The sequence below is a fragment of the Micromonospora sp. NPDC048835 genome (genome assembly GCF_040649995.1).
In the GTDB taxonomy this organism is placed as follows: Bacteria; Actinomycetota; Actinomycetes; order Mycobacteriales; family Micromonosporaceae; genus Micromonospora.
This window is the reverse complement of sequence record NZ_JBEZGM010000021.1, coordinates 88,939-110,122: the sequence shown is the minus strand read 5'-3', so window position 1 is coordinate 110,122 and position 21,184 is coordinate 88,939. Positions and strand designations below refer to the sequence as shown.

Here is a 21,184-nt window from a genome sequence, read left to right as displayed (position 1 = left end):
GGGTCATCGGGAGTGAGCCGCTGGTCAGCGGCCGGCGGCGGTGAGGATGGCCAGCAGCGGCACCACGCGTTCGGCCGGGACGGCGTACCGGCCCCGACCGGCGCTGCGCAGCCAACCGGCGGCGGTGATCTGGCGCAGATGGTGGTGGAGCTGGCCGGTGGTGCCCAACTCGTCGATCTCGGCCAGCTCGCTGGTGCTCTGCCGGCCGCCGAGGATCTCGCGCAGCAGCCGCAGCCGCACCGGGTGGGCCAACGCGGAGAGGGTGCTGGCCAGCTCGGTCCAGTCGGCGGCGAGCAGGTCGTCGACGGTGCGGCCGTACTGCCAGTCGTAGTGCTGGTCGGCGACCCGGACGGTGCCGGTGTAGAGGACCGCGCCCGGCCCGTCGGATGGCAGGCGGGCTTTGAGGCCGTCGAGAGCCCAGAAGGTGCCCTCGGGCGCGGGCGGCGGTGGTGCGTCGGCGAACCGTTCGCTCAACGCGGCAACCTGTGCCTCCAGCGCGGCGAGTCGATTTTCCACAGTGGTCACACGTCGATATTACGAACTTACGTAGTTACGTGCAACCCCGGATCCCGAGGAGCCCGGCTGGCGCGTCCGACCCCGCCGGGGCGCCCCGCGGCCGACAATGACCTGACCGACCCGGGGAGCGCCGATGAACCGACCTGTCGTGGTGGGCGTGGACGGATCGCCCTCCAGCCTCGTCGCCGCCGAACACGCGGCACGGGCCGCGCTGCTCCGGTCCCGACCGTTGCTCGTGGTGCACGGCTACCTGCATCCGTTCGGCTCCGGGGTGCCGCTCAACCCGTACGAGTTCGGGACACCGGTGCCCTCGGCGGAGGCGCAGGACATGGTGCGGCGCACGGCGGCCGAGCTGACCGAGCGGTGGCCCGGCCTCACCGTCGAGGTACGCCAGGTCGGCGCAGGCCCCGGAGCCACCCTGGTCGAGGAGTCCCGGCGGGCGGACCTGGTCGTGGTGGGCAGCCGTGGCCTCGGCGGGTTCGCCGGGCTGCTGCTCGGCTCGGTGGGCGCGCAGGTGGCCGCGCACGCGCACTGCCCGGTGCTTGTGGTCCGCCCGGACGAGCAGCCGATCCCGGTGGACAGTCCGGTGCTTGTCGGCGTCGACGGGTCCGAGTCGTCACGCCTCGCGGTGGGCCTCGGCGCCGACGAGGCGGCGCTGCGCACCGTGCCGCTGGTGCTGGTGCACGTCGGTCCCGCGGACGGGGGCCGGACGGTGCCGGAGGAGATCGAGGAGACGCAGGCCGCGTACCAGGCCGAGGCGGTGCGGCTACTTGCCGACGCGTCCGCCGTGGTGCGTGCCGCGCACCCCGACCTGGTAGTACGGGAGCATCCGGTCCGGGCGACCGGCGCGGCCCAGGGGCTCATCGAGGCCAGCGGCACGGCGTCGCTGCTGGTCGTGGGCTCCAGGGGCCGGGCCGGGTTCGCCGGTCTGCTGCTCGGGTCGGTCAGTCAGGCGGCCATCCAGCACGCGCACTGCCCGGTGCTTGTCGCCCACCCGGTCAGTTGACCGGCGCGCCGTCACCCCGGCCGAGCATCTGCAGGAAGTCGGTGGTGAGGGCGAACGGGTCCGCCGGCCCGGTGGCCGGTGGCCGGCGCTCGATCTGGTCGGCCAACTCCCCGGCGGCGCGCCGGATCCGACCGCGCAACGCGCCGTCGGCGGTGCCGTCGGACCAGTCCTCAGGAGCGGCGAAGACCGCGGTCGGGACCACCACCGACCGCAGGTAGGCGAACATCGGGCGGACGGCGTGCTCCAGAGCGAGCGAGTGCCGGGCGGTGCCGCCGGTGGCACCGATCAGCACCGGCCGGTCGACGAGCGACTCGGAGTCCAACACGTCGAAGAAGGACTTGAACAGCCCGTTGTACGAGGCGCTGAAGATCGGGGTGACGGCGATGACCCCGTCCGCCCCGGTCACCGTGTCGACGACCTCGCGTAGCGCTGCCGGCGCGAACCCGGTGAGCATGTTGTTGACCACGTCGTGGGCGTACTCCCGCAGGTCGACGACGTGCAGCTGCACCTCGTGGCCGCGCCGGACCAACTCGTCGCGGGTGGCCGCGGCGAGCTGGTCGGCGAGCAGCCGGGTCGACGAGGGCTGACTCAGCCCCGCCGAGACCACGGCCAGGGTGCGGCGGGTCATCGGGTCGCCCCCTCCGGAGCCTTGCCCGTCACGTCGTCCACGGCGTGCACGGTGCTGTCCTTGGCGCCGCCCGCCGCGGCGACGAGCGAGGCGTGCGTCGGCGCGGCCGGCACGTGCGCGGGGCGCAGCGCGTCGAACTCCTTACGCAGCACCGGCACGACCTCCTCGCCGAGCAGGTCGAGCTGCTCCAGCACGGTCTTCAGCGGCAACCCCGCGTGGTCCATCAGGAAAAGCTGCCGCTGGTAGTCACCGACGTACTCCCGGAAGCCGAGCGTGCGGTCGATGACCTGTTGCGGGCTGCCCACGGTCAGCGGGGTCTCCCGGGTGAACTCCTCGAGCGACGGCCCGTGCCCGTAGACCGGGGCGTTGTCGAAGTACGGCCGGAACTCCCGGACCGCGTCCTGCGAGTTGCGACGCATGAACACCTGCCCGCCGAGCCCGACGATCGCCTGGTCGGCGGAGCCGTGGCCGTAGTGCGCGTACCGCTGGCGGTAGAGCCCGACCATCCGCTGGGTGTGCTCCTTGGGCCAGAAGATGTGGTTGGCGAAGAAACCGTCACCGTAGTAGGCGGCCTGCTCGGCGATCTCCGGGCTGCGGATGGAGCCGTGCCAGACGAACGGGGGCACGCCGTCGAGCGGGCGCGGCGTCGAGGTGAACGACTGCAACGGCGTGCGGTACTTGCCCTTCCAGTCGACCACGTCCTCGCGCCACAGCCGGTGCAGGAGGTCGTAGTTCTCGATGGCCAGGGGGATGCCGGCGCGGATGTCCTTGCCGAACCACGGGTAGACCGGGCCGGTGTTGCCCCGACCCATCATCAGGTCCACCCGGCCGTCGGACAGGTGCTGGAGCATCGCGTAGTCCTCGGCGATCTTCACCGGGTCGTTCGTGGTGATCAGCGTCGTGGCGGTGGACAGCAGCAGCCGCTCGGTGCGCGCCGCGATGTAACCCATCATCGTCGTCGGCGACGACGGCACGAACGGCGGGTTGTGGTGCTCGCCGGTGGCGAAGACGTCCAGACCGACCTCCTCGGCCTTCAACGCGATCGCGACCATCGCCTTGATCCGCTCATGCTCGGTCGGCTCCCGACCGGTGGTCGGATCGACCGTGACGTCACCGACGGTGAAGATCCCGAACTGCATGACCAGCTCCTCGCGTGTCAACCGGGTGCCGCCGTGGTACCCGGACGCAGCTCACAACTTATTTGACGACGCAACTATTCCGTCGGCGGGACGCCTGACAGTGGTACGGGTCACCTCGCACACCACGACATCCGGGTCGAGAACTCCCCACGCTGGCTACCCGGTCAGCCGCCCGCGACCGAGGGGAGCACCTGCACCTCCGCGCCGTCCTCGACGGGCGTGGCCAGACCGCCGGAGTGGCGGCAGTCTTCCCCGTCGACGAAGACGTTGACGTAGCGACGCAGCTCGCCGCGCTCGTCGCGGATGCGCCGGGCCAGCCGGGGATGCGCGAGCGCCATCTCGTCGAGGACCGCCCGCAGCGTCCCGGTGGCGGTGACACTCAGCCGACTCGCGCCCCCGGCCTCGCCGCGCAGCGGGCCGGGCAGCAACACGGTGACCACGCTCAGACCCGCGCGGCGCGAACGCAGAGCACGTCGGGCAGGTGCGCCGCCACCGACGACCAGGAGTCACCCTCGTCGCGGCTGGCGAAGACCGAGCCGGAGCGGGTGCCGAAGTAGACCCCACCCGGGGTCGCGTCATCGGCACACATCGCGTCGCGCAGAACCGCCGGGTAGAACGGCCCCTCGGGCAACCCCACCGAGAGCGGCTCCCACTTGCCGCCGGCATCGGCGGAACGGAACACCCGGCAGCGGTGGTCGGTCGGGAACCGCTCGCCGTCGGCCACCAACGGGAAGGCCCACACCGTGCCACCGCGCCCCGGGTGGGCCACCATCGGGAAGCCGAAGTCGCTGGGCAGCCCGTCGGCGATCGAGGACCAGGTGCGGCCGTCGTCGTCGGAGCGGTAGACGCCGTGGTGGTTCTGCGCGTACAGCCGCTCGGGGTTGCCGGCGTCCCGGGCGACCTTGTGCACACACTGACCGAACTCCGGCCACTCGTCGGGCATGAAGTAGGCGCGGATGCCCGTGTTGCCGGGCGCCCAACTCGCCCCGGCGTCCTCCGAGCGGTAGACCCCACCGGTGGACATGGCGACCAGCAGCCGAGCGGGGTCACGTGGGTGCGGCAGCACGGTGTGCACGGCCTGGCCACCGAAGCCGGCCTCCCACTGGGGGCGGTGCGGGTGGTCCCAGAGCGAACGGACCAACTCGAAGCTGCGACCACCGTCGGTGGACCTGAACAACGCCGAGGGCTCGGTGCCGGCCCAGACGACGTCCGGCTCGTCGGGGCCGGCCGGCATCAACTGCCAGACCCGCCCGAGGGAGACCCCGGTGTCGGCCGGGAACGCGACCGGCGCGGCGTCCGGCTCGTCCCAGGATGCGCCGAGGTCGTCGCTGGTGGCGACGCTGGGGCCGAAGTGGGAGCTGGTCATGCCGACGAGCAGCCGAGGGGTGGGGCGCCGGGTGTCGACGGCGACCGCGTAGACACCGGTCATCGGGAAGTGCGGGCCGGTGATCTCCCAACTGCGCCGGTCGTCGGTGCTGGTGGCGAGGAACAAACCCTTGGCCGTGCCGATCGCGAGCAGTGTTGCCATGACGTCCTCCGAGCCGTCGGTGAGCAGGTCCGGTGATTATGGCCACACCCCCCGACAACCCCAGTCGCCCACACGCCGCAGGTCGCTCAGCGTCGGATGCGGGGCACGTGCCGGCGGTACGCGCTGACCGTGGGATCACCGTCGAGCCAGAACCGCCACGGCAGGTCGTGCGCGCCGGTGACGCCGACCCGGGGGCCCGCCACCACCGTCTCCGGCGGCACCGGACCGGCCGGCGGCCGCAGCCGGACCGGGCCGCCGCCGAGCAGGTACGCCCCGTACGCCGCACGGTCGATGCCGAGCGCGGAGCAGAGCCGGGCGGGCCCTCGGGCGAGGTCCACGTCCCGCCGGATGGCCGGCCGGCGCTCCCGTGCCGTGGCCAGCCCGTCGACCACCTCACCGGCGCGCAGCAGCACGGCGCAGGCCTCCCCCTCGACCCCGGTGACCACGTTGACGCACCAGTGCATGCCGTAGGTGAAGTAGACGTAGGCGTACCCGGCAGGCCCGAACATCACGGCGTTGCGGGGGGTGCGGCCCCGATGGGCGTGCGAGGCGGGATCGCCGCCGGTTCCCGCGTACGCCTCGACCTCGGTGATCCGGACGGTGACCCCGCCAGCGTGCAGCCGGCAGCCCAGCAGGCCACGAGCCGCCGGCAGCAGTGGGCCGGCGAGCAGGTCCGCAAGCGCCGTCAGGTCGGTGTCGGTGGTGTGGTCACCGAACGACGACAGGGCCATGACCCCGACGGTACCCACCACACCCGGCCGGCACCCGGGCAGCGTGCCGTCCATGACGAAGCGGAACCAGGCAGCGGGCGAGCCGACCGCCCCGGGGACGAGGCGTGGCCGCGTCACCGGACTTCAACATTTCGTTGACAATCAAGCGTTGATAGGGTGTGCTCGGGGTATGACGACCGAGGACATCTTCACCGCGCCCGACCCGGGCCGGGCGCGCGCCCACCGCACCCACGAGGCGTTACAGCGGATCAGCGAGCGGCACGCCGGCACCGACACGCGGCGGGGCCGGTGGGCCCACCCGTACGTGCTCGACCCCTGGGAGGCGGTCGCCCTCGTCACCGCGCTGGCCGCCGGCGGGGCCGAGCGGGAGCCCACGGAGGAGCCGGTCGACGCCGCCGACCTGACCGCCGCGCTGACCCTGCTGCCGCACGTCCGCGCCGAGCTGGACGCCCTGGAGGCCGGCCTGCTGACGCTGGCCCGCGACCGGGGCCTCACCTGGCAGGCAATCGCGTACGGCCTGGGGCTGGGCAGCGCACAGGCAGCCCGCCAGCGCTACGAGCGGATCGCCGCCCGCTCGACGGAAAACCAGCCCTGACCAGTCCCAACCCTCCATCCACGCCGATCTTGCACATGCTGTCGCGACAAAAGGGGTGATCACCCCGCGTATCGACAACACAAACTGCAAGATCGACGCACGAATGGGGTGGGGCTCCGACGAGGAGGCACCCATGGAGCGCGCGGAGATGCTGGCGTACTGCCTGGCCAAGCCGGGAGCGTGGCTGGACCGACCGTGGGAGGGCGACGAGGTGGTGAAGGTGGGCGGCCGGATCTTCGCGTTCCTCGGCAGCGGCGGCGGCAACCCGACGGTCGGCATCAAGTGCGGGCCGACCCGGGAGGTGGCCGACGAGTGGCTGCACCGATACCCCGACGACGCCAGCGTGATGGCCTACATCGGCCGGTCCGGGTGGAACACGCTACGCCTGGACGGTGGGATCGACGACGACGAGTTGACCGAGGCGGTCGACTCGTCGTACGACATGGTGGTGGCCAAGCTCCCCAAGCGGGAGCGCCCGACGGCCTGAACGGCCGCGGCGCCGGCGGCGGACGCCGACGCCACGGCACCGCTCAGCGCGGGACGACCCGTTCGGTGGCCCACTCCCGCCAGCCGGCCAGCCGGTCCGCCGCGGCGGCGAGCTGATCGGCGACCGGGCCGGGACCGGTGGAACCGGGGGTGGTCCGGGCCGCGAGGGCCGACCGGACCGAGAGCACGTCGCGCACCGACGGGTCGAGGTGCTCGCTGATCGCGGTCAGGTCCTCGTCGGAGACGTCGTTCAGCTCGCACTCCCGCGCCGCGCAGAGCGCCACCAACTGGCCGGTGATCTCGTGCGCGTCGCGGAACGGCACGTTGCGTCGGACCAGCCAGTCGGCGACCTCGGTGGCGAGGGAGAAGCCGACCGGGGCGGCGGCGACGAGCCGGTCCACCCGGACCGTCATCGTGGAGATCATTCCCGCCAGGGCCGGAAGCAGCAGCTCGAGGGTGTCGACCGCGTCGAAGGCCGGCTCCTTGTCCTCCTGCATGTCCCGGTCGTAGGTCATCGGCAGGCCCTTGAGCATGGTGAGCACCGTCATCAGCCCACCGACCAGCCGCCCCGACTTGCCCCGCGCCAGCTCGGCGATGTCCGCGTTCTTCTTCTGCGGCATGATCGACGAGCCGGTGGCGAACGAGTCGTCCAGCTCCACCCAACCGAACTCGTGCGAGGTCCAGAGCACCACCTCCTCACCGAGGCGGGACAGGTGCACCCCGATCAGGGCGGTGGCGAACAGGAACTCGGCCACGAAGTCCCGGTCGGCGACGGCGTCCATGGAGTTGGCGAACGACGTCCGGAAGCCCAGCTCCTTCGCCACCGCCACCGGATCCAACGGAAGCCCGGAACCGGCCAGGGCGCCCGCGCCGAGCGGGCTGATCGCCGCCCGGTGGTCCCAGTCACGCAGCCGCTCCAGGTCGCGCAGCAGCGGCTGCACGTGAGCGAGCAGCCAGTGCCCGAAGGTGACCGGCTGGGCGTGCTGAAGGTGGGTCATGCCCGGCGCGGCGGTGTCGATGTGCCGCTCGGCCTGCTCGACGAGCGCCTCCGCCAGCTCGACCAGGCGGCTGGCCACGCCCCGGGCGTGGTCGCGCAGGTAGAGCCGCAGGTCGGTGGCGACCTGGTCGTTGCGGGACCGGCCGGCACGCAGCTTGCCGCCGAGGCTGCCGAGGCGCTCCAGCAGACCGCGCTCCAGCGCGGTGTGCACATCCTCGTCGTCGATGGTGGGGCGGAACGCCCCGGAGGCGCAGGCGGCCTCCAGGTCGTCGAGCGCGGCAAGCATCCGGCCCAGTTCCTCCGGGTCGAGCAGGCCGGCGCCGGCGAGGACCCGGGCGTGCGCCCGGGAACCGGCAATGTCGTACGGGGCCAGCCGCCAGTCGAACTGCACGCTCACCGACAGTCGGGCGAGCGCCTCGGCGGGGCCACCCGCGAACCGGCCACCCCAGAGGCTCGTCCGGTTGGTGGCGGCGCTGTTCTCGGTCAGGCTCTTGTCGTCCACGTCGCCCATCATCGCTTTCCTTGGCTTCCACTCACGAGCGCGGGGCCACCCAACCGGGCGTTCCGCGCTTCGCCCATCGGGCTCGGCAACCCCAGCACGACCCGCTCGGTCATGACGTGCTGGTCCCTTCCACGCTGTCGTCCCGGCGGGCCCAGCCGGCGAGCTTCTCGCCGAGCGCGGCCCCACCGACGGCGTCCCGGGCCACGACGAGGATGGTGTCGTCACCGGCGATGGTGCCGACGATCTCCGGCAGGCCCGCCCGGTCCAACGCGCTGGCCAGGTACTGGGCTGCGCCCGGCGGTGTCCGCAGCACGGCGATGTTGCCGCTGGAGTCGACCCCGTTGAGCAGTTCGCGCAGCAGCCGTACCAGCCGGGCCGGGGCGGCCTCGGCGTCGCGCAACGGTCGCTGCCCGTCCTCGGGGATCAGGTAGACGGCGGGGCCGTCACCGCCGCGCACCTTGACCGCGCCCAACTCCTCCAGGTCTCGCGAGAGGGTGGCCTGGGTGACGCCCACGCCGTCGGCGGCGAGCAGGTCGGCCAGCTCGGTCTGCGACCGGATCGCCCCGTCCCGGATCAGCTCGACGATCCGGGCGTGCCGGGCCGCGCGGGTCAGCGGGGCGGTCATCGCGACCCCCCGGTCGCGGTGTCGCCCGCGGCGGCACCCCCGGTGGCGGTGTCCAGCAGGAACGTCAACAGTGCCTTCTGTGCGTGCAGCCGGTTCTCGGCCTGGTCGAAGACCGCGCTCTGCGGGCCGTCGAGCACCTCGTCGGTGATCTCCTCGCCGCGGTGTGCCGGCAGGCAGTGCAGCACGATCGCGTCCGGTGCGGCCTGGCCGAGCAGCTCCTTGTTGACCTGGTACGGCAGGAAGGGGGTGATCCGGTCCAACCCGTCGGACTCCTGCCCCATCGACGTCCAGGTGTCGGTGGCGAGCACGTCGGCGTCGCGTACCGCCTGGGTCGGGTCGGTCAGCACCCGCACCGACCCGCCGGTCGCCGCGGCGATCTCGGTGGCCCGTTGCACCACCGCCGCGTCCGGCGCGAACCCGGCCGGGCCGGCGACCCGCACGTGCATCCCGGCCGTCGCCCCGGCCAACAGGTACGACTGCGCCATGTTGTTCGCGCTGTCCCCCACGTACGCCAGGGTACGGCCGGTCGTGCCACCGCACCGCTCCCGGATGGTGAGCAGGTCGGCCAGGAGCTGGCACGGGTGGAAACCGTCGGTGAGCGCGTTGACCACCGGCACGTCGGCGCCCGACGCCACCTCGGCGATCCGCTCGTCCCCGTGGGTCCGCAGCACGACCGCCGCGACGTAGCGGGACAGCACGCGCCCCGCGTCCGCGAGGGACTCGCCGCGACCGAAGTGGGTGACCTGCGTGTCCACCACGAGGGGGTGCCCGCCCAACTCGGCGATGCCGGCGTCGAACGAGATCCTGGTCCGCAGGCTCTGCTTGTCGAAGAGCACCGCCACCGAGCGGGGACCGGCAAGCGGCTGGTAGCCGAACCGGTCCACCTTCATCCGGGCCGCCAGGTCGAGGACCGCGGACTGTTCGGCGGGCGAGAGGTCGTCGTCGCGCAGGAAGTGCCGGGTCATCGAGTCGTCCCCGTCGTGGTGGTGAGGGTGGATGGTGCGGTCTGCGCGCCGGCGGCGGCCGGAGCGGTCGCGTCCAGCGCGGCGGGCAGCGCCGCCAGGAGAGAGTCCGCCTGGTCGGCGGTGAGGATCAGCGGCGGAGCCAGCCGGAGCACGCCCGGCTGCACCGGGTTGACCAGGAAACCGGCCTCCCGCAGGGCGTCGGCCAGCACCGACGCCACCGGCGCGGTGAGCGCGACGCCGAGCAGCAGACCGGCACCGCGTACGCCGGCGACAAGCGGGTGGCCCAGCGCCTCGATGCCGCGACGCAGCCGCTCACCGACCCGCTTGACGTTGTCGAGCAGGCCCTCGTTGGCGATCGTCGCCACCACGGCGAGCGCCGCCGCGCAGCTCACCGGGTTGCCGCCGAACGTGGTGCCGTGCGATCCGGGGGTGAGCAGGTCCGCAGCGGGGCCGAAGGCCAGCGTGGCGCCGATGGGCAGCCCGCCACCCAACCCCTTGGCCAGGGTGACCACGTCCGGCTCCACGCCCTCGGCCTGGTGCGCGAACCAGTGCCCGGTACGCCCCATGCCGGTCTGCACCTCGTCGAGCACCAGCAGGGCGCCGTGCCGGGCGGTGATCTGCCGGGCCGCGGCGAGATAGCCCGCCGGCGGGACGAGCACACCGTTCTCGCCCTGGATCGGTTCCAGGATCACCATGGCGGTGGCGTCGGAGACGGCCGCGTCGAGGGCGGCGACGTCGCCGTAGTCGACGTGGGTCACCTCGCCCGGCAGCGGCCGGAACGGGTCGGCCTTGGCCGGCTGGCCGGTCAACGCGAGGGCGCCCATCGTACGGCCGTGGAAGCCGCCGGCGGTGGCCACCACGTGGGTACGGCCGGTGCGCCGGGAGAGCTTGAACGCCGCCTCGTTCGCCTCCGCGCCCGAGTTGGCGAAGAACACCCGGCCGGGTCGGCCGGCGAGCGCCAACAACAGCTCGGCGAGGGCGACCGGCGGCTCGGCCACGTAGAGGTTGGAGACGTGCCCGAGGGTGGCGACCTGTTTCGACACCGCCGCCACCACCGCCGGATGGGCGTGACCGAGGGCGTTGACGGCGATCCCGCCGACCAGGTCGAGGTACTCCCGACCGGCGTCGTCGACCACGACGGCACCGGCGCCGGACACCAACGCCAGCGGCGGCGTGCCGTAGTTGGCCATCATGGACTGTTCCCACCGCTGCGCCAACGTGCTCATGTCGCGTCCGTCCCGTCTGTCGGCACCACCATCGTTCCGAACCCTTCCGAGGTGAACACCTCGAGCAACGTCGAGTGCGCCACCCGGCCGTCGACGACGTGCGCCGCGGGCACTCCCCCACGCACCGCACGCAGGCATGCCTCCATCTTCGGCACCATCCCCGACTCCAGGCTGGGCAACAGCTTGGCCAGGTCGTCCGCCGTGATCTCGGAGACCAGGCTCGTGGTGTCCGGCCAGTCGGCGTAGAGACCGGCCACATCGGTGAGCACCACCAGCTTGCGCGCCCGCAACGCGACGGCCAGCGCCGAGGCGGCGGTGTCCGCGTTGAGGTTGTGCAACACCCCCTCCACGTCCGGCGCCACCGTGGAGATCACCGGAATCCGACCGGCCTCGATAAGGTCGGTCACCGCGGACACGTCGACCGACTCGACGTCCCCGACCTGACCCACGTCGACAGGCACCCCGTCCACGTACGCCGGACGCCGGACCGCGGTGAACAGCCGGGCGTCCTCGCCGGAGAGGCCGACGGCGTACGGACCGTGCGAATTGATCAGACCGACCAGCTCCCGGCCCACCTGGCCGACAAGCACCATCCTGACCACGTCCATCGCCTCGGCGGTGGTCACCCGCAGACCACCCCGGAACTCGCTGGTGATGCCCAGGCGACCAAGCATCGCGGAGATCTGCGGACCGCCGCCGTGCACCACCACCGGCTTCAGGCCGGCATAACGCAGGAAGACCATGTCGGCCGCGAACGCCCGCTGCAACTCCGGATCGGTCATCGCGTTGCCGCCGTACTTCACCACGACCGTGGAGCCGGAGAAGCGCGCCAACCAGGGCAACGCCTCGATCAACGTCTCCGCCTTGACCTGCGCCCGGGCCAGGTCGCTGCTGAGACTCACCGTACTGACCCTTCGTTCGCGACTGCGGGACTCCGCTGCGCTGCGTTCCTCGCGCTCACCGTGCCGCCCCTTCGTTCGCGACTGCGGGACTCCGCTGCGCTGCGTTCCTCGCGCTCACGTCGAGTACGCCGAATTCTCGTGTACGTACGCGTGGGACAGGTCGTTCGTCCAGATCGTCGCGGCGGACGTGCCCGCGTGCAGGTCGATCCGGATGGTCACGTCCCGCCCGGTCAGGTCGACGCTCGAGCGGTCCTCGGCCCCGGTGCCACGCCGGCACACCCACACCCCGTTGACCGCCACATCCACCTCGTCGGGATCAAACGCCGCAGCGGTCGTGCCGACGGCGGCGAGGATCCGACCCCAGTTGGGGTCGTTGCCGAACAACGCGGTCTTGACCAGGTTGCTGCGGGACACCGTGCGGCCCACCTCGACCGCCTCGTCCTCACTCGCCGCGCCGACCACCTCGATGGCGACCTCCTTGGTGGCGCCCTCGGCGTCGCCCACCAACTGCTGGGCCAGGTCGTGACAGGCAGCGGTGACAGCGGCCTCCAGCTCGGCTGGCGTCGGCTCGATACCGCTCGCCCCGCTGGCCAGCAACAGCACCGTGTCGTTCGTGGACATGCAGCCGTCGCTGTCGACCCGGTCGAAGGTGACCCGGGTGGCCGCCCGCAACGCCGCGTCGAGCGTCGCCGGCCCGGCCACCGCGTCGGTGGTCAACACGCAGAGCATGGTGGCCATCCCCGGCGCGAGCATGCCGGAGCCCTTGGCCATGCCACCCACCGTCCAGCCGCTCCCCCGGGCCACAGTGGTCTTCGGTCGGGTGTCGGTGGTCATGATGGCCTCGGCGGCGGCCCGGCCACCGTCGCGGGACAAGCTCTTGATCGCCGAGCGGACGCCCGGCAGCAACTTCGGCATCGGCAGCCGCTCACCGATCAGGCCGGTCGAGCAGACCGCGACCTCACCGGCGCCGAGGATCAACCGTGGGCTGACCGAGGTCAGCACGGCGGCGACGTGCTCGGCCGTGGCGTGCGTGTCCTGGAAGCCGGCCGGGCCGGTGCAGGCGTTGGCGCCACCGGAGTTGAGCACAACGGCGCGGACCACACCGCCCTGCACGACCTGCTGACTCCAGAGAACCGGCGCGGCCTTGACCCGGTTGGTGGTGAAGACACCGGCCACACCGGCGTCCGGGCCGTCGTTGACCACCAGGGCGACGTCCGCGCCGCCACTGGACTTGAGACCGGCGGCCACACCGGCCGCCCGGAACCCCCGAGGGATGGTGACACTCATGCCATCGGCCTTTCGTTCGCGACTGCGGGGCTCCGCTGCGCTGCACTCCTCGCGCTCACGGGGCAACTCCCCAGATCGACAGGCCCGTCGTCTCCGGCAGGCCGAGCATCAGGTTGGCGTTCTGGACGGCCTGACCGGCAGCGCCCTTACCCAGGTTGTCCAGGGCGCTGAGCACGATCAGACGACCCGAGTCGACGTCGACGGTGGCCTGGAGGTGGCACGAGTTGGAGCCGAGGGTGGCGGCGGTGTGCGGCCACCGGCCCTCCGGCAGCACGTGCACGAACGGGGCGTCCGCGTACGCCCGCGCCAGCACCTGCTGCGGGTCGACGCCGCGCGCCGGCACCGCGGTGACGGTGGCCAGGATGCCGCGGGGCATCGGCGCCAGGACCGGGGTGAACGACAGGCCGGTGGCACCGGTGGCCTGCTTGATCTCCGGAACGTGCTGGTGCGTTCCCACCCGGTACGGCGACAGGTCGCCCATCACCTCGCTGGCCAACAGGTGCGCCTTGGTCGCGCGGCCGGCGCCGGAGGTGCCGGAGGCGGCGACCACCACCACGTCGGCGGGGCTGGCCGCGCCGTCGGCGACAAGCGGCGCGAGCGCCAGGGTGATCGCGGCGGCGTAACAGCCGGTGTTCGCCACCCGGGTGGAGCCGGCGATCAGCTCCCGCTGGCCGGGCAGCTCAGGCAGGCCGTAGGTCCACTGCCCGGCGTGCGTGCCGCCGTAGTACTGGGCCCAGGCGTACGGGTCGGCCAGCCGGTGGTCGGCACCCAGGTCGACGATCCGCACCGCGGCCGGGAGTTGGGCCGCGAGAGCCGCCGACTGACCGTGCGGCAGGGCCAGGAAGACGAGGTCCGCGTCGGCCAGGATGGCCGGGTCGGTCTCCCCGAGCACCAGATCGAGCCCGGTCAGCTGCGGGTGCACCACGTCGACGCGGTGCCCAGCCTGGCTGTGCGCGGTGGCGGCGACCAGATCGAACTCCGGGTGCCCGGCGATCAGGCGCAGCAGCTCGCCTCCGGCGTAGCCGCTCGCTCCGGCGACCGCGACTCGAATCCCCATACTCACCTCCGCATGACTATGCAGCGAAGGTTAACAGCGACCGTCGGCCCACTGCAACTTAATACAGCAGACTGCATGGTAATGTGCGCGCCCCACCTCAGCGTCTGGCGGCGGGCCCGCGCCGACGGCGGAGTCGTTACTTGAGGATCTCCAGCAGCCGATTTCCCAAGACTGCGGCCGAGTGCGGATTCTGTCCGGTGATCAGGTTACGGTCCTCCACCATGTACGGCTCCCAGATCGGGCCGCGGCTGTACTGGACGCCCACTTTCTCCTTCAGGTCCGTCTCCAGCAGCCACGTCGCCCTGGGGGCCAGCCCGACGGCCTCCTCCTCCTCGTTCGCGAAGCCGGTGACCTTGTAGCCCTTGAAGGGCGAAACGCCGTGGATCCTGGTGGCCAGCATGGCTGCGGGCGCATGGCAGACGATCGCCAGCGGGTTGCCCGATTCGAGCTGGGCGGTCAACAGCCGGCCCGCGTCGGCGTCGAACGCGAGGTCGGACATCGGGCCGTGCCCGCCGGGCAGGTAGACCGCGTCATAGTCCTCCAGGCGGACGTCGGACAGCTTGAGCGGCCGCCGCATGACCTCCGCATCCCGGATGATCGCTTCCAGATCGAGGGCTGCCTGCTCGCCGCCCACCATCGAGGGGCGCAGGCTCATCATGTCGACGTTCGGGGTGGTCCCGCCCGGCGTCGCGACCACGACCTGGTGCCCGGCGTCGGTAAGCAACTTGTACGGGTTTGCGAACTCCTCGGCCCAATATCCGGTCGCATACCTGCTGCCGTCCTTGAGCACCCAGTACGTCGCTCCGCTCACTATGAACAGGACTTTCGCCATTGCCCGATCGCCTCCTCATCCCGCTTGGCCTGCTGGATGGGAGTAACCAATTTCAGCGTCGACACGCGTCTGGCCGTGCCAGCGGCTCCCACTGGGCGGCAGTGTGGTCCGGTGATCGCCGGGTATGTCCGCAGCGGGTGACAGCGATCGACCGCCACAGCGAGGAGGACGAGGTGCGAGCGGTTCAGGTGGCCACGGCTGGCGGAGACTTCGAACTCGTCGAACGGGAGGTTCCGCAGCCCGGGCACTGGCAGGTGCTGGTCCGGGTGGCGGCCTGCGGCGTCTGCCACAGCGACGCGATGGCCAAGGGCGGCCTGGCCGATGCCTACCCGCGGGTGCCGGGGCACGAGGTGGCCGGCACGGTCGAGGCGGTCGGCGATGGCGTACCGCAGTGGACGGTGGGCCAGCGGGTCGGGATCGGCTGGTTCGGCGGCGCCTGCTTCGTCTGTACGCCGTGTCGGGAAGGCGACTTCATCTCCTGCGTGCAGCGCTGGATCACCGGCCTCACCAGGGACGGTGGGTACGCCGACTACGTGCTCGCGCCGGCCGACGCGCTGGCCGCCGTGCCCGACGAGCTGAGCGACGTCGAGGCGGCGCCGCTGATGTGCGCCGGAGTCACCTGCTTCCACGGCCTCCGGGGAAGCGGTGCCCGACCCGGTGACATGGTGGGCATCGTCGGCCTGGGTGGCCTCGGCCACCTCGGCGTCCAGTTCGCCGCCAAGATGGGCTTCGAGGTGGTCGCCATCGCCCGCGGCGCGGAAAAGGGCGACTTCGCTCGCCAACTCGGCGCCCACCACTACATCGACAGCACCCGGGAGGACGTCGCCGCCGGATTGAACCGCCTCGGCGGCGCCAAAGCGGTGCTCTCCACGGTCACCGACGCGGCGGCCACCACGGCGGTCGTCGGGGGTCTGCGTACCCGCGGTCAGCTCGTCGTGGTCGGCGTCCCGGTCGCGCCCATGGAGGTCTCCGCACCCGACCTCATCCTGAGCAGCCGGACCGTCGGCGGGCACGCCTCCGGCACGGCCAAGGACAGCGAGGACACGCTACGGTTCGCCGTCCTGACCGGGGTGCGGCCGATCGTGGAGACCACCTCCCTGGACCAGGCCGGGCCCGCCTACGACCGGATGATGGCCGGGCAGGCCCGGTTCCGGATCGTGCTCACCACCTGAACCTCGCCGTTTCCGGCGCCTCGGGCACGCTCCGCTGACCCGTGCCGTCGCCCGACCTGACCGCCACACGCGCCACGCCGCGCACTTTCGCCGCGAGTTCACCGCCGACGAGCGACAGTCGCGTACCCGAAAAAAGGCCCTGACCCAGTGCGAACCACCAGTTCAGGGCCTATCTCGTGGTGCGCCGCCAGGGACTCGGAGCCCTGACCCGCGGGGCTGGCCGCACCGTCGGCGACAAGCGGCGCGAGCGCCAGGGTGATCGCGGCGGCCTAGCAGCCGGTGGTCGGCACCCAGGTCGACGATCCGCACCGCGGCCGGGAGTTGGGCCGCGAGAGCCGCCGACTGACCGTGCGGCAGGGCCAGGAAGACGAGGTCCGCGTCGGCCAGGATGGCCGGGTCGGTCTCCCCGAGCACCAGATCGAGCCCGGTCAGCTGCGGGTGCACCACGTCGACGCGGTGCCCAGCCTGGCTGTGCGCGGTGGCGGCGACCAGATCGAACTCCGGGTGCCCGGCGACCAGGCGCAGCAGCTCGCCTCCGGCGTAGCCGCTCGCTCCAGCGACCGCGACTCGAATCCCCATACTCACCTCCGCATGACTATACAGCGAAGGCTGGCAAGAGAGATCAGCGACTGCAAGTTCATACAGTCGACTGTATGTTGATGTGATCGAGCTACCGCTCAACGAAACCAGCGGAGCTGTCGAAAAATCGACTAGCATGATTTTTCGACGGTGGTGGGTCGGCCTGTCCGGCTCGCGTGGGGGCACCTGACGGAGGCGCGCGTGGGGCTGTCGTTCGAGATCCTCGGTCCGGTCCGGGTGCGCCGCGACGACCTGGCCCTGCGGGTGCCGGCCGGCCGGCCCAGCGCCCTGCTTGTCACCCTACTGTTGAAGGCCGGCATGACGGTGCCCGTCGAACGCCTCCGCGAGGAGCTGTGGGGCACCCGGTACCCGGCCTCCGCCGTGGCGAACCTGCGCAGCCACGCCAGCCAGCTCCGGCACCTGCTCGACTCCCCCGGCGCCCCGCCCCGGCTGCCCGCCGAGCACGGCGGGTACGTCCTCCGGGTCGAGGCGGGCGAGCTGGACGCCGCCGAGTTCGACCGACTCGTCACCGAGGGCCACGCGGCCCGGATCAGCGGCGAACCCGAGCTGGCCGCCACGCTGCTGGGCCGCGCGCTGGCGCTCTGGTCGCCGACCGAACCGCCCCCGGCGTACGGGCCGACGGCCGCAGCGGCCTTCGAGCGGCTGCGCGAGCGACGGGCCGGCGCCCGAGAGACGTACGCGGCCTGCCGCCTGGACCTCGGCGACCGCGGCACGCCGGCGTTGCTCACCCTGCTCCGCGAGCACCTCGCCGAGCACCCGCTGCGCGAACCGGCGTGGGCACTGCTCATGACCGCCCTGCACCGCGCGGGTGACCAGGCCGGCGCGGTCCGCACCTACCGGGCGGCCTGCCGGGCGCTCGACGGCGAGTTGGGGGTGGCACCCGGGCCGGAGCTGACCGAGCTGTACCGCTTGGTGAGCCGGCACGAACGGCACCGGCCGACCCCCGCCCGGCGTGCCGGTGACACCCGTGCCCGAGGGCGTTCCGTGGAGCAACAACGGGTACCGCACGAGCTGCCCTGCCCCGCCGGGCCCTTCGTGGGCCGCCGAGCCGAGCTGGCCCGGCTGCGCGAGGCGCTGGTCGACGCCCGGCGGCTACCGGTCACCGTCGCCATCTACGGCATGGCTGGCACCGGCAAGTCCGCCCTGGCGCTGCACGCCGCCGCCCAGGCGCTGGACGCGTTCCCCGACGGCCAGCTCCACCTCGACCTCGGCGGATCGGTCGCCGACGCGCCACCGCCGCCGTTGCAGGTCGCCAGGCGGGTGCTGCGGGCCCTGCAACCGGGCGCCGACCAGCCGGAGCCGGTTAGCGAAGCCGAGGCCCGCGCCCGGGTCCGGTCGTTGCTCTTCGACCGGCGGGTGCTGCTGGTGCTCGACAACGCGACCGACGCCGACCAGATCGACGACCTGCTGCCGGTACGCGGCGGGTGCGCGCTGCTGGTCACCAGCCGCACGTCGGTCACCACCGGGCACGCCCCGGCGCTGCGGCTGGACCCGCTGCCCACCGCCGACGCGCTGGCGCTGCTGCGGGCCACCACCGGGGACCGCCCGGTCGACGAGGAGCCGGAGGCCGCCTCGGCGGTGGTCAACCTCTGTGAGCGGCTACCGCTCGCGCTGCGCACCGCGGCCCGCCGGCTCAGCGAAGGACCGCACTGGTCACTGGGCAGGTTGGCGCGGCTGCTGCGCGACGAGCGGTACCGGCTCGCCGAGACCGGGCTCGGCCCCCGCCTCAGCGCGAGCTACCGCCGGCTCGGCCCGGCGGCCCCGACCTTCCTCCGACTCGGCCGGGCCCACCCCGGGCCGGTCACCGCGGAGTTGGCCGCCGCGCTGACCGGAGCCCCCCGCGAGGACGCGGCACGGGCTCTGGACCGACTGGTCGCCGCACAGCTCGCCGAACCGGCCGGACCGGGCCGGTTCCACATCGGCGCGCTGGTGCGGCTCTTCGCCGCCGAACTCGCCGCCAGCGAGGGCAACGGACAGGTCGTCGGTCAGGCCGGCGCGGGGGCGTCCTCCCGGTAGCCACGGGCCTGCAGTGTGAACAGCCGGGCGTACCCGCCACCGGCGGCGAGCAGTTGCTCGTGGTCACCCTGCTCGACGATCCGCCCGTCGGCGAGGACGACGATGGCATCCGCGTCACGGACCGCGTTGAGCCGGTGTGAGATGAGCAGACTGGTCCGCCCCTGGCGCAGCTCGCCCAACCGGCGGTGCAGGTCGTGCTCGGCCTCGGCGTCCAGGCCGGAACTGGGCTCGTCGAGCATCAGCAGGTCCCGGTCGGCCCGCAGGAACCCCCGGGCCAGCGCCACCCGCTGCCACTGGCCACCGGAGAGCACCACCCCGGCCTGCGGGTCGTCCCGGTCCGGGCCGTCGAAGAAGATCCGGGTCAGCAGGGTGTCGTACCCGCGGGGCAGCGCCGTCAACACGTCGTCGATGCCCGCGTCCCGGGCAGCGGCCCGCAACCGCTCCGGATCGTCACGCGCGCTCAGATCACCCAGCGCGATGTTCTCCGCCGCGCTCAGGTCGTACGGCATGAAGTCCTGGAACACCGCGCCCAGCCGCTCCCGCAGCGCCGCCGGATCGAGCTCCCGCAGGTCGACCCCGTCCCACCGGATGCTGCCGCGTTCCGGGTCGTAGAACCGGCAGAGGAGCTTGACCAGGGTGCTCTTGCCGGCGCCGTTGAGCCCGACCAGCGCGGTCGTCGCGCCCGCCGGCAGGAACAGGTCCACCCCGCGCAGCACCCACGGATGGTCCGGTGAGTAGCGGAACCACACGTCGCGCAGCTCGATGCCCTCGGTCAGCGGCGGCACCGGCCGGGGCGTGGCCGGCACCGGCAGGTCCGGCTCGACGTGCACCACCTGGTCGTAGTGCTCGAAGAGGAGCAGCGCCTGGTGGATCGCGCCGATCTGACTGACCAGGCTGCCCAGCGCGCCCTGCACACCCGGCACGGCCGCCAGGTAGATGACCACGTCACCGGGGGTCAGCCCACCCGAGCGGGCCACCGACACGGTGTACACCACGCCGACGCCGGCCACCGCCGCGCCGAGCAGGCCGAGCATTGCCTGGGCGCGCACCTCCCGGCGGTCCAGCCGCTGCTCCACCCGGTGCATGCCGCGCAGTTCGTCGAGCATCCGGTCGCCGAAGAACCGGCCGAGACCGAACAGCCGCACCTCCTTCGCCGCGGCCACGCCCACCAACAGTTGAGCGAAGAACATGTCCCGTCGTTGGAAGTGCTCCAGGCGCAGCACCATCGCCGCCCGGGCCCGGTTGAGCCGCAACTGCATCCAGAGAGTGGGCAGGGCGGCGAGGAGCACCAGCGCCCCGATCAGCGGATTGAGCACCAGCAGGATGCCGAGGAAACCGCCCATCGCCAGGACGCTCTGCAGCACGCCGAACGCGTTTCCGGTCAACTGGGTCGGGCCGAGGTGCCCGGTCTGCTGGGCGGCCTGCAACCGGTCCTGGAACTCCGGGTCCTCCAGCCGCACCAGCCCCACCAGGCGCTGCACCGCGTCGTGCAACCGGCGGCGCACCAGCCGGGACACCGCCCGGGACCGCTCCGCCGCCACGTAGGTGCGCAGCTGCGGCAGGATCGCGTTGAACGCGGCGGCGACGGCGAGCCCGACGGCGAGCGCGGCCAGCCCCGTACCGGCCGAGCCGACGCTGGTGAGACGGTCCAGCAGCATCTTGGTCAGCGCGGCGACGGCCACCGGGGTGAGCCCGGCCAGCACCGCGAGGACCAGATCCGCCGCCGTGCCCCCGGGGGCCGCCCGCCAGGTCAGGCCGAGGGCCGCCCGGGCGTACCGGGCGGCCCGTCGGGGCGTCAGCCGGAGGTCGCTCACCGTGCCACCGGAAGGTCCAACCGGGCGATGCCGAACGCCGTCGCCCCGACGATGCCGCGCTCGTCGAGCAGACCGAACGCCGGGTATCCCTTCACCCCGAACGCGATGGGCAGCCCTCCGTTGCCGGGCTCGACGAAGACGGTCGCCAGGCCGGCGAACCGATCGGCGTACGGCTGGGTGTCCGGACCCTTGCCGACCACCACGATCCAGACGTGGTCGGCGCCGCCGGGCATGCTCCGCGCCCGGTCGATCAGCACCGGCACCTGCTCCTCGCAGTGCTCGCAGCTCGGCGAGAGAAACGCGATCATGGTCATCGGCGGGATGTCGGACCGTTCGAACACTCGACCGTCCACCGTGGTGGACAGGAACTCGCCAGGGATCGAGCCGACCTCCAGCATCACCGGCGGCGGCGCGCTCTGCTGGTCGCTGAGCAACTCGGTGTGCTCGCGCAGGCGTCGGATCACGCCGAGCATCAGGATCAGGTTGAGCAGGCCGAGAGCGGCGACGAGGACGACGGCCACGGTCAACAGCGCCATGAGGACTCCTTCGGGGTGCGGGGA

21 protein-coding genes and 1 pseudogene are annotated in these 21,184 nt (G+C 72.5%); 5 read left to right on the top strand and 17 right to left on the bottom strand.

Annotation, left to right across the window (positions count from 1 at the left end; all coding sequences use genetic code 11):
* Nucleotides 1-24: 24 nt before the first annotated feature.
* Nucleotides 25-525, bottom strand: coding sequence for a helix-turn-helix domain-containing protein (locus tag AB0C15_RS23860; protein WP_357355303.1), 501 nt, complete (start codon nucleotides 523-525; stop codon nucleotides 25-27).
* A 124-nt stretch (nucleotides 526-649) separates the two neighbouring features.
* Here AB0C15_RS23860 and AB0C15_RS23855 point away from each other — a divergent pair, with 124 nt between their 5' ends.
* Nucleotides 650-1,522, top strand: coding sequence for a universal stress protein (locus AB0C15_RS23855; protein ID WP_357355301.1), 873 nt, complete (start codon nucleotides 650-652; stop codon nucleotides 1,520-1,522).
* Here the strand turns inward: AB0C15_RS23855 and AB0C15_RS23850 are convergent.
* The 5 genes from AB0C15_RS23850 to AB0C15_RS23830 form a co-directional block, all read right to left on the bottom strand.
* Entirely contained in the window at nucleotides 1,515-2,150 is a 636-nt protein-coding gene (locus tag AB0C15_RS23850) for an FMN reductase (RefSeq protein ID WP_357355299.1), read from the bottom strand. The genes AB0C15_RS23855 and AB0C15_RS23850 overlap by 8 nt on opposite strands.
* Nucleotides 2,147-3,289, bottom strand: coding sequence for an LLM class flavin-dependent oxidoreductase (locus AB0C15_RS23845; protein WP_357355297.1), 1,143 nt, complete (start codon nucleotides 3,287-3,289; stop codon nucleotides 2,147-2,149). The genes AB0C15_RS23850 and AB0C15_RS23845 overlap by 4 nt, the downstream gene beginning before the upstream one ends.
* A gap of 164 nt (nucleotides 3,290-3,453) precedes the next feature.
* Entirely contained in the window at nucleotides 3,454-3,729 is a 276-nt protein-coding gene (locus AB0C15_RS23840) for a ubiquitin-like small modifier protein 1 (RefSeq protein ID WP_357355295.1), read from the bottom strand.
* Nucleotides 3,730-3,731: 2 nt separating this feature from the next.
* The gene (locus AB0C15_RS23835) at nucleotides 3,732-4,817 is read right to left on the bottom strand and encodes an exo-alpha-sialidase (RefSeq protein ID WP_357355293.1); all 1,086 of its coding nucleotides are present in this window, start codon (nucleotides 4,815-4,817) and stop codon (nucleotides 3,732-3,734) included.
* A gap of 86 nt (nucleotides 4,818-4,903) precedes the next feature.
* Nucleotides 4,904-5,548, bottom strand: a complete 645-nt coding sequence (locus AB0C15_RS23830) for a DNA-3-methyladenine glycosylase (protein ID WP_357355322.1) — start codon at nucleotides 5,546-5,548, stop codon at nucleotides 4,904-4,906.
* Between the two features lie 169 nt (nucleotides 5,549-5,717).
* Here AB0C15_RS23830 and AB0C15_RS23825 point away from each other — a divergent pair, with 169 nt between their 5' ends.
* Complete coding sequence (locus AB0C15_RS23825; protein ID WP_357355291.1) at nucleotides 5,718-6,143, top strand: DNA-binding protein; 426 nt, start codon at nucleotides 5,718-5,720, stop codon at nucleotides 6,141-6,143.
* 133 nt (nucleotides 6,144-6,276) lie between these two features.
* A complete protein-coding gene (locus tag AB0C15_RS23820) occupies nucleotides 6,277-6,630 on the top strand; it encodes an MmcQ/YjbR family DNA-binding protein (protein ID WP_357355289.1) in 354 nt (117 codons plus the stop codon).
* Nucleotides 6,631-6,673: 43 nt separating this feature from the next.
* Here the strand turns inward: AB0C15_RS23820 and argH are convergent, their stop codons facing one another.
* From argH to AB0C15_RS23780, 8 genes are all read right to left on the bottom strand, one after another.
* Complete coding sequence (argH, locus tag AB0C15_RS23815; protein WP_357355286.1) at nucleotides 6,674-8,137, bottom strand: argininosuccinate lyase; 1,464 nt, start codon at nucleotides 8,135-8,137, stop codon at nucleotides 6,674-6,676.
* A 100-nt stretch (nucleotides 8,138-8,237) separates the two neighbouring features.
* Nucleotides 8,238-8,753: an arginine repressor gene (locus tag AB0C15_RS23810; protein ID WP_357355284.1), complete on the bottom strand. Its 516-nt coding sequence runs from the start codon at nucleotides 8,751-8,753 to the stop codon at nucleotides 8,238-8,240.
* Nucleotides 8,750-9,718: an ornithine carbamoyltransferase gene (gene argF / locus AB0C15_RS23805; RefSeq protein ID WP_357355282.1), complete on the bottom strand. Its 969-nt coding sequence runs from the start codon at nucleotides 9,716-9,718 to the stop codon at nucleotides 8,750-8,752. The genes AB0C15_RS23810 and argF overlap by 4 nt, the downstream gene beginning before the upstream one ends.
* Nucleotides 9,715-10,944, bottom strand: coding sequence for an acetylornithine transaminase (locus AB0C15_RS23800; protein WP_357355280.1), 1,230 nt, complete (start codon nucleotides 10,942-10,944; stop codon nucleotides 9,715-9,717). Before AB0C15_RS23800 ends, argF begins: the two co-directional genes overlap by 4 nt.
* Complete coding sequence (argB, locus tag AB0C15_RS23795; RefSeq protein ID WP_357355279.1) at nucleotides 10,941-11,846, bottom strand: acetylglutamate kinase; 906 nt, start codon at nucleotides 11,844-11,846, stop codon at nucleotides 10,941-10,943. The genes AB0C15_RS23800 and argB overlap by 4 nt, the downstream gene beginning before the upstream one ends.
* A 114-nt stretch (nucleotides 11,847-11,960) precedes the next feature.
* Nucleotides 11,961-13,133, bottom strand: coding sequence for a bifunctional glutamate N-acetyltransferase/amino-acid acetyltransferase ArgJ (gene argJ, locus AB0C15_RS23790; RefSeq protein WP_357355277.1), 1,173 nt, complete (start codon nucleotides 13,131-13,133; stop codon nucleotides 11,961-11,963).
* 55 nt (nucleotides 13,134-13,188) lie between these two features.
* The gene (argC, locus tag AB0C15_RS23785; RefSeq protein WP_357355275.1) at nucleotides 13,189-14,190 is read right to left on the bottom strand and encodes an N-acetyl-gamma-glutamyl-phosphate reductase; all 1,002 of its coding nucleotides are present in this window, start codon (nucleotides 14,188-14,190) and stop codon (nucleotides 13,189-13,191) included.
* Between the two features lie 136 nt (nucleotides 14,191-14,326).
* Nucleotides 14,327-15,022, bottom strand: coding sequence for a type 1 glutamine amidotransferase domain-containing protein (locus tag AB0C15_RS23780; protein ID WP_357355273.1), 696 nt, complete (start codon nucleotides 15,020-15,022; stop codon nucleotides 14,327-14,329).
* Between the two features lie 173 nt (nucleotides 15,023-15,195).
* Between AB0C15_RS23780 and AB0C15_RS23775 the strand changes: the two genes are divergently transcribed.
* Nucleotides 15,196-16,194: an alcohol dehydrogenase catalytic domain-containing protein gene (locus AB0C15_RS23775; protein WP_357355271.1), complete on the top strand. Its 999-nt coding sequence runs from the start codon at nucleotides 15,196-15,198 to the stop codon at nucleotides 16,192-16,194.
* Nucleotides 16,195-16,403: 209 nt separating this feature from the next.
* Here the strand turns inward: AB0C15_RS23775 and AB0C15_RS23770 are convergent.
* Nucleotides 16,404-16,773: pseudogene (locus AB0C15_RS23770) on the bottom strand (N-acetyl-gamma-glutamyl-phosphate reductase); the annotation flags it as partial.
* Nucleotides 16,774-16,974: 201 nt separating this feature from the next.
* Here AB0C15_RS23770 and AB0C15_RS23765 point away from each other — a divergent pair.
* Nucleotides 16,975-18,810, top strand: a complete 1,836-nt coding sequence (locus tag AB0C15_RS23765) for a BTAD domain-containing putative transcriptional regulator (protein ID WP_357355269.1) — start codon at nucleotides 16,975-16,977, stop codon at nucleotides 18,808-18,810.
* Here the strand turns inward: AB0C15_RS23765 and AB0C15_RS23760 are convergent.
* Entirely contained in the window at nucleotides 18,780-20,624 is a 1,845-nt protein-coding gene (locus AB0C15_RS23760) for an ABC transporter ATP-binding protein (RefSeq protein ID WP_357355267.1), read from the bottom strand. The two genes, AB0C15_RS23765 and AB0C15_RS23760, sit on opposite strands and share 31 nt — an antisense overlap.
* Entirely contained in the window at nucleotides 20,621-21,160 is a 540-nt protein-coding gene (locus AB0C15_RS23755; protein WP_357355265.1) for a hypothetical protein, read from the bottom strand. The genes AB0C15_RS23760 and AB0C15_RS23755 overlap by 4 nt, the downstream gene beginning before the upstream one ends.
* Nucleotides 21,161-21,184 lie beyond the last annotated feature (24 nt).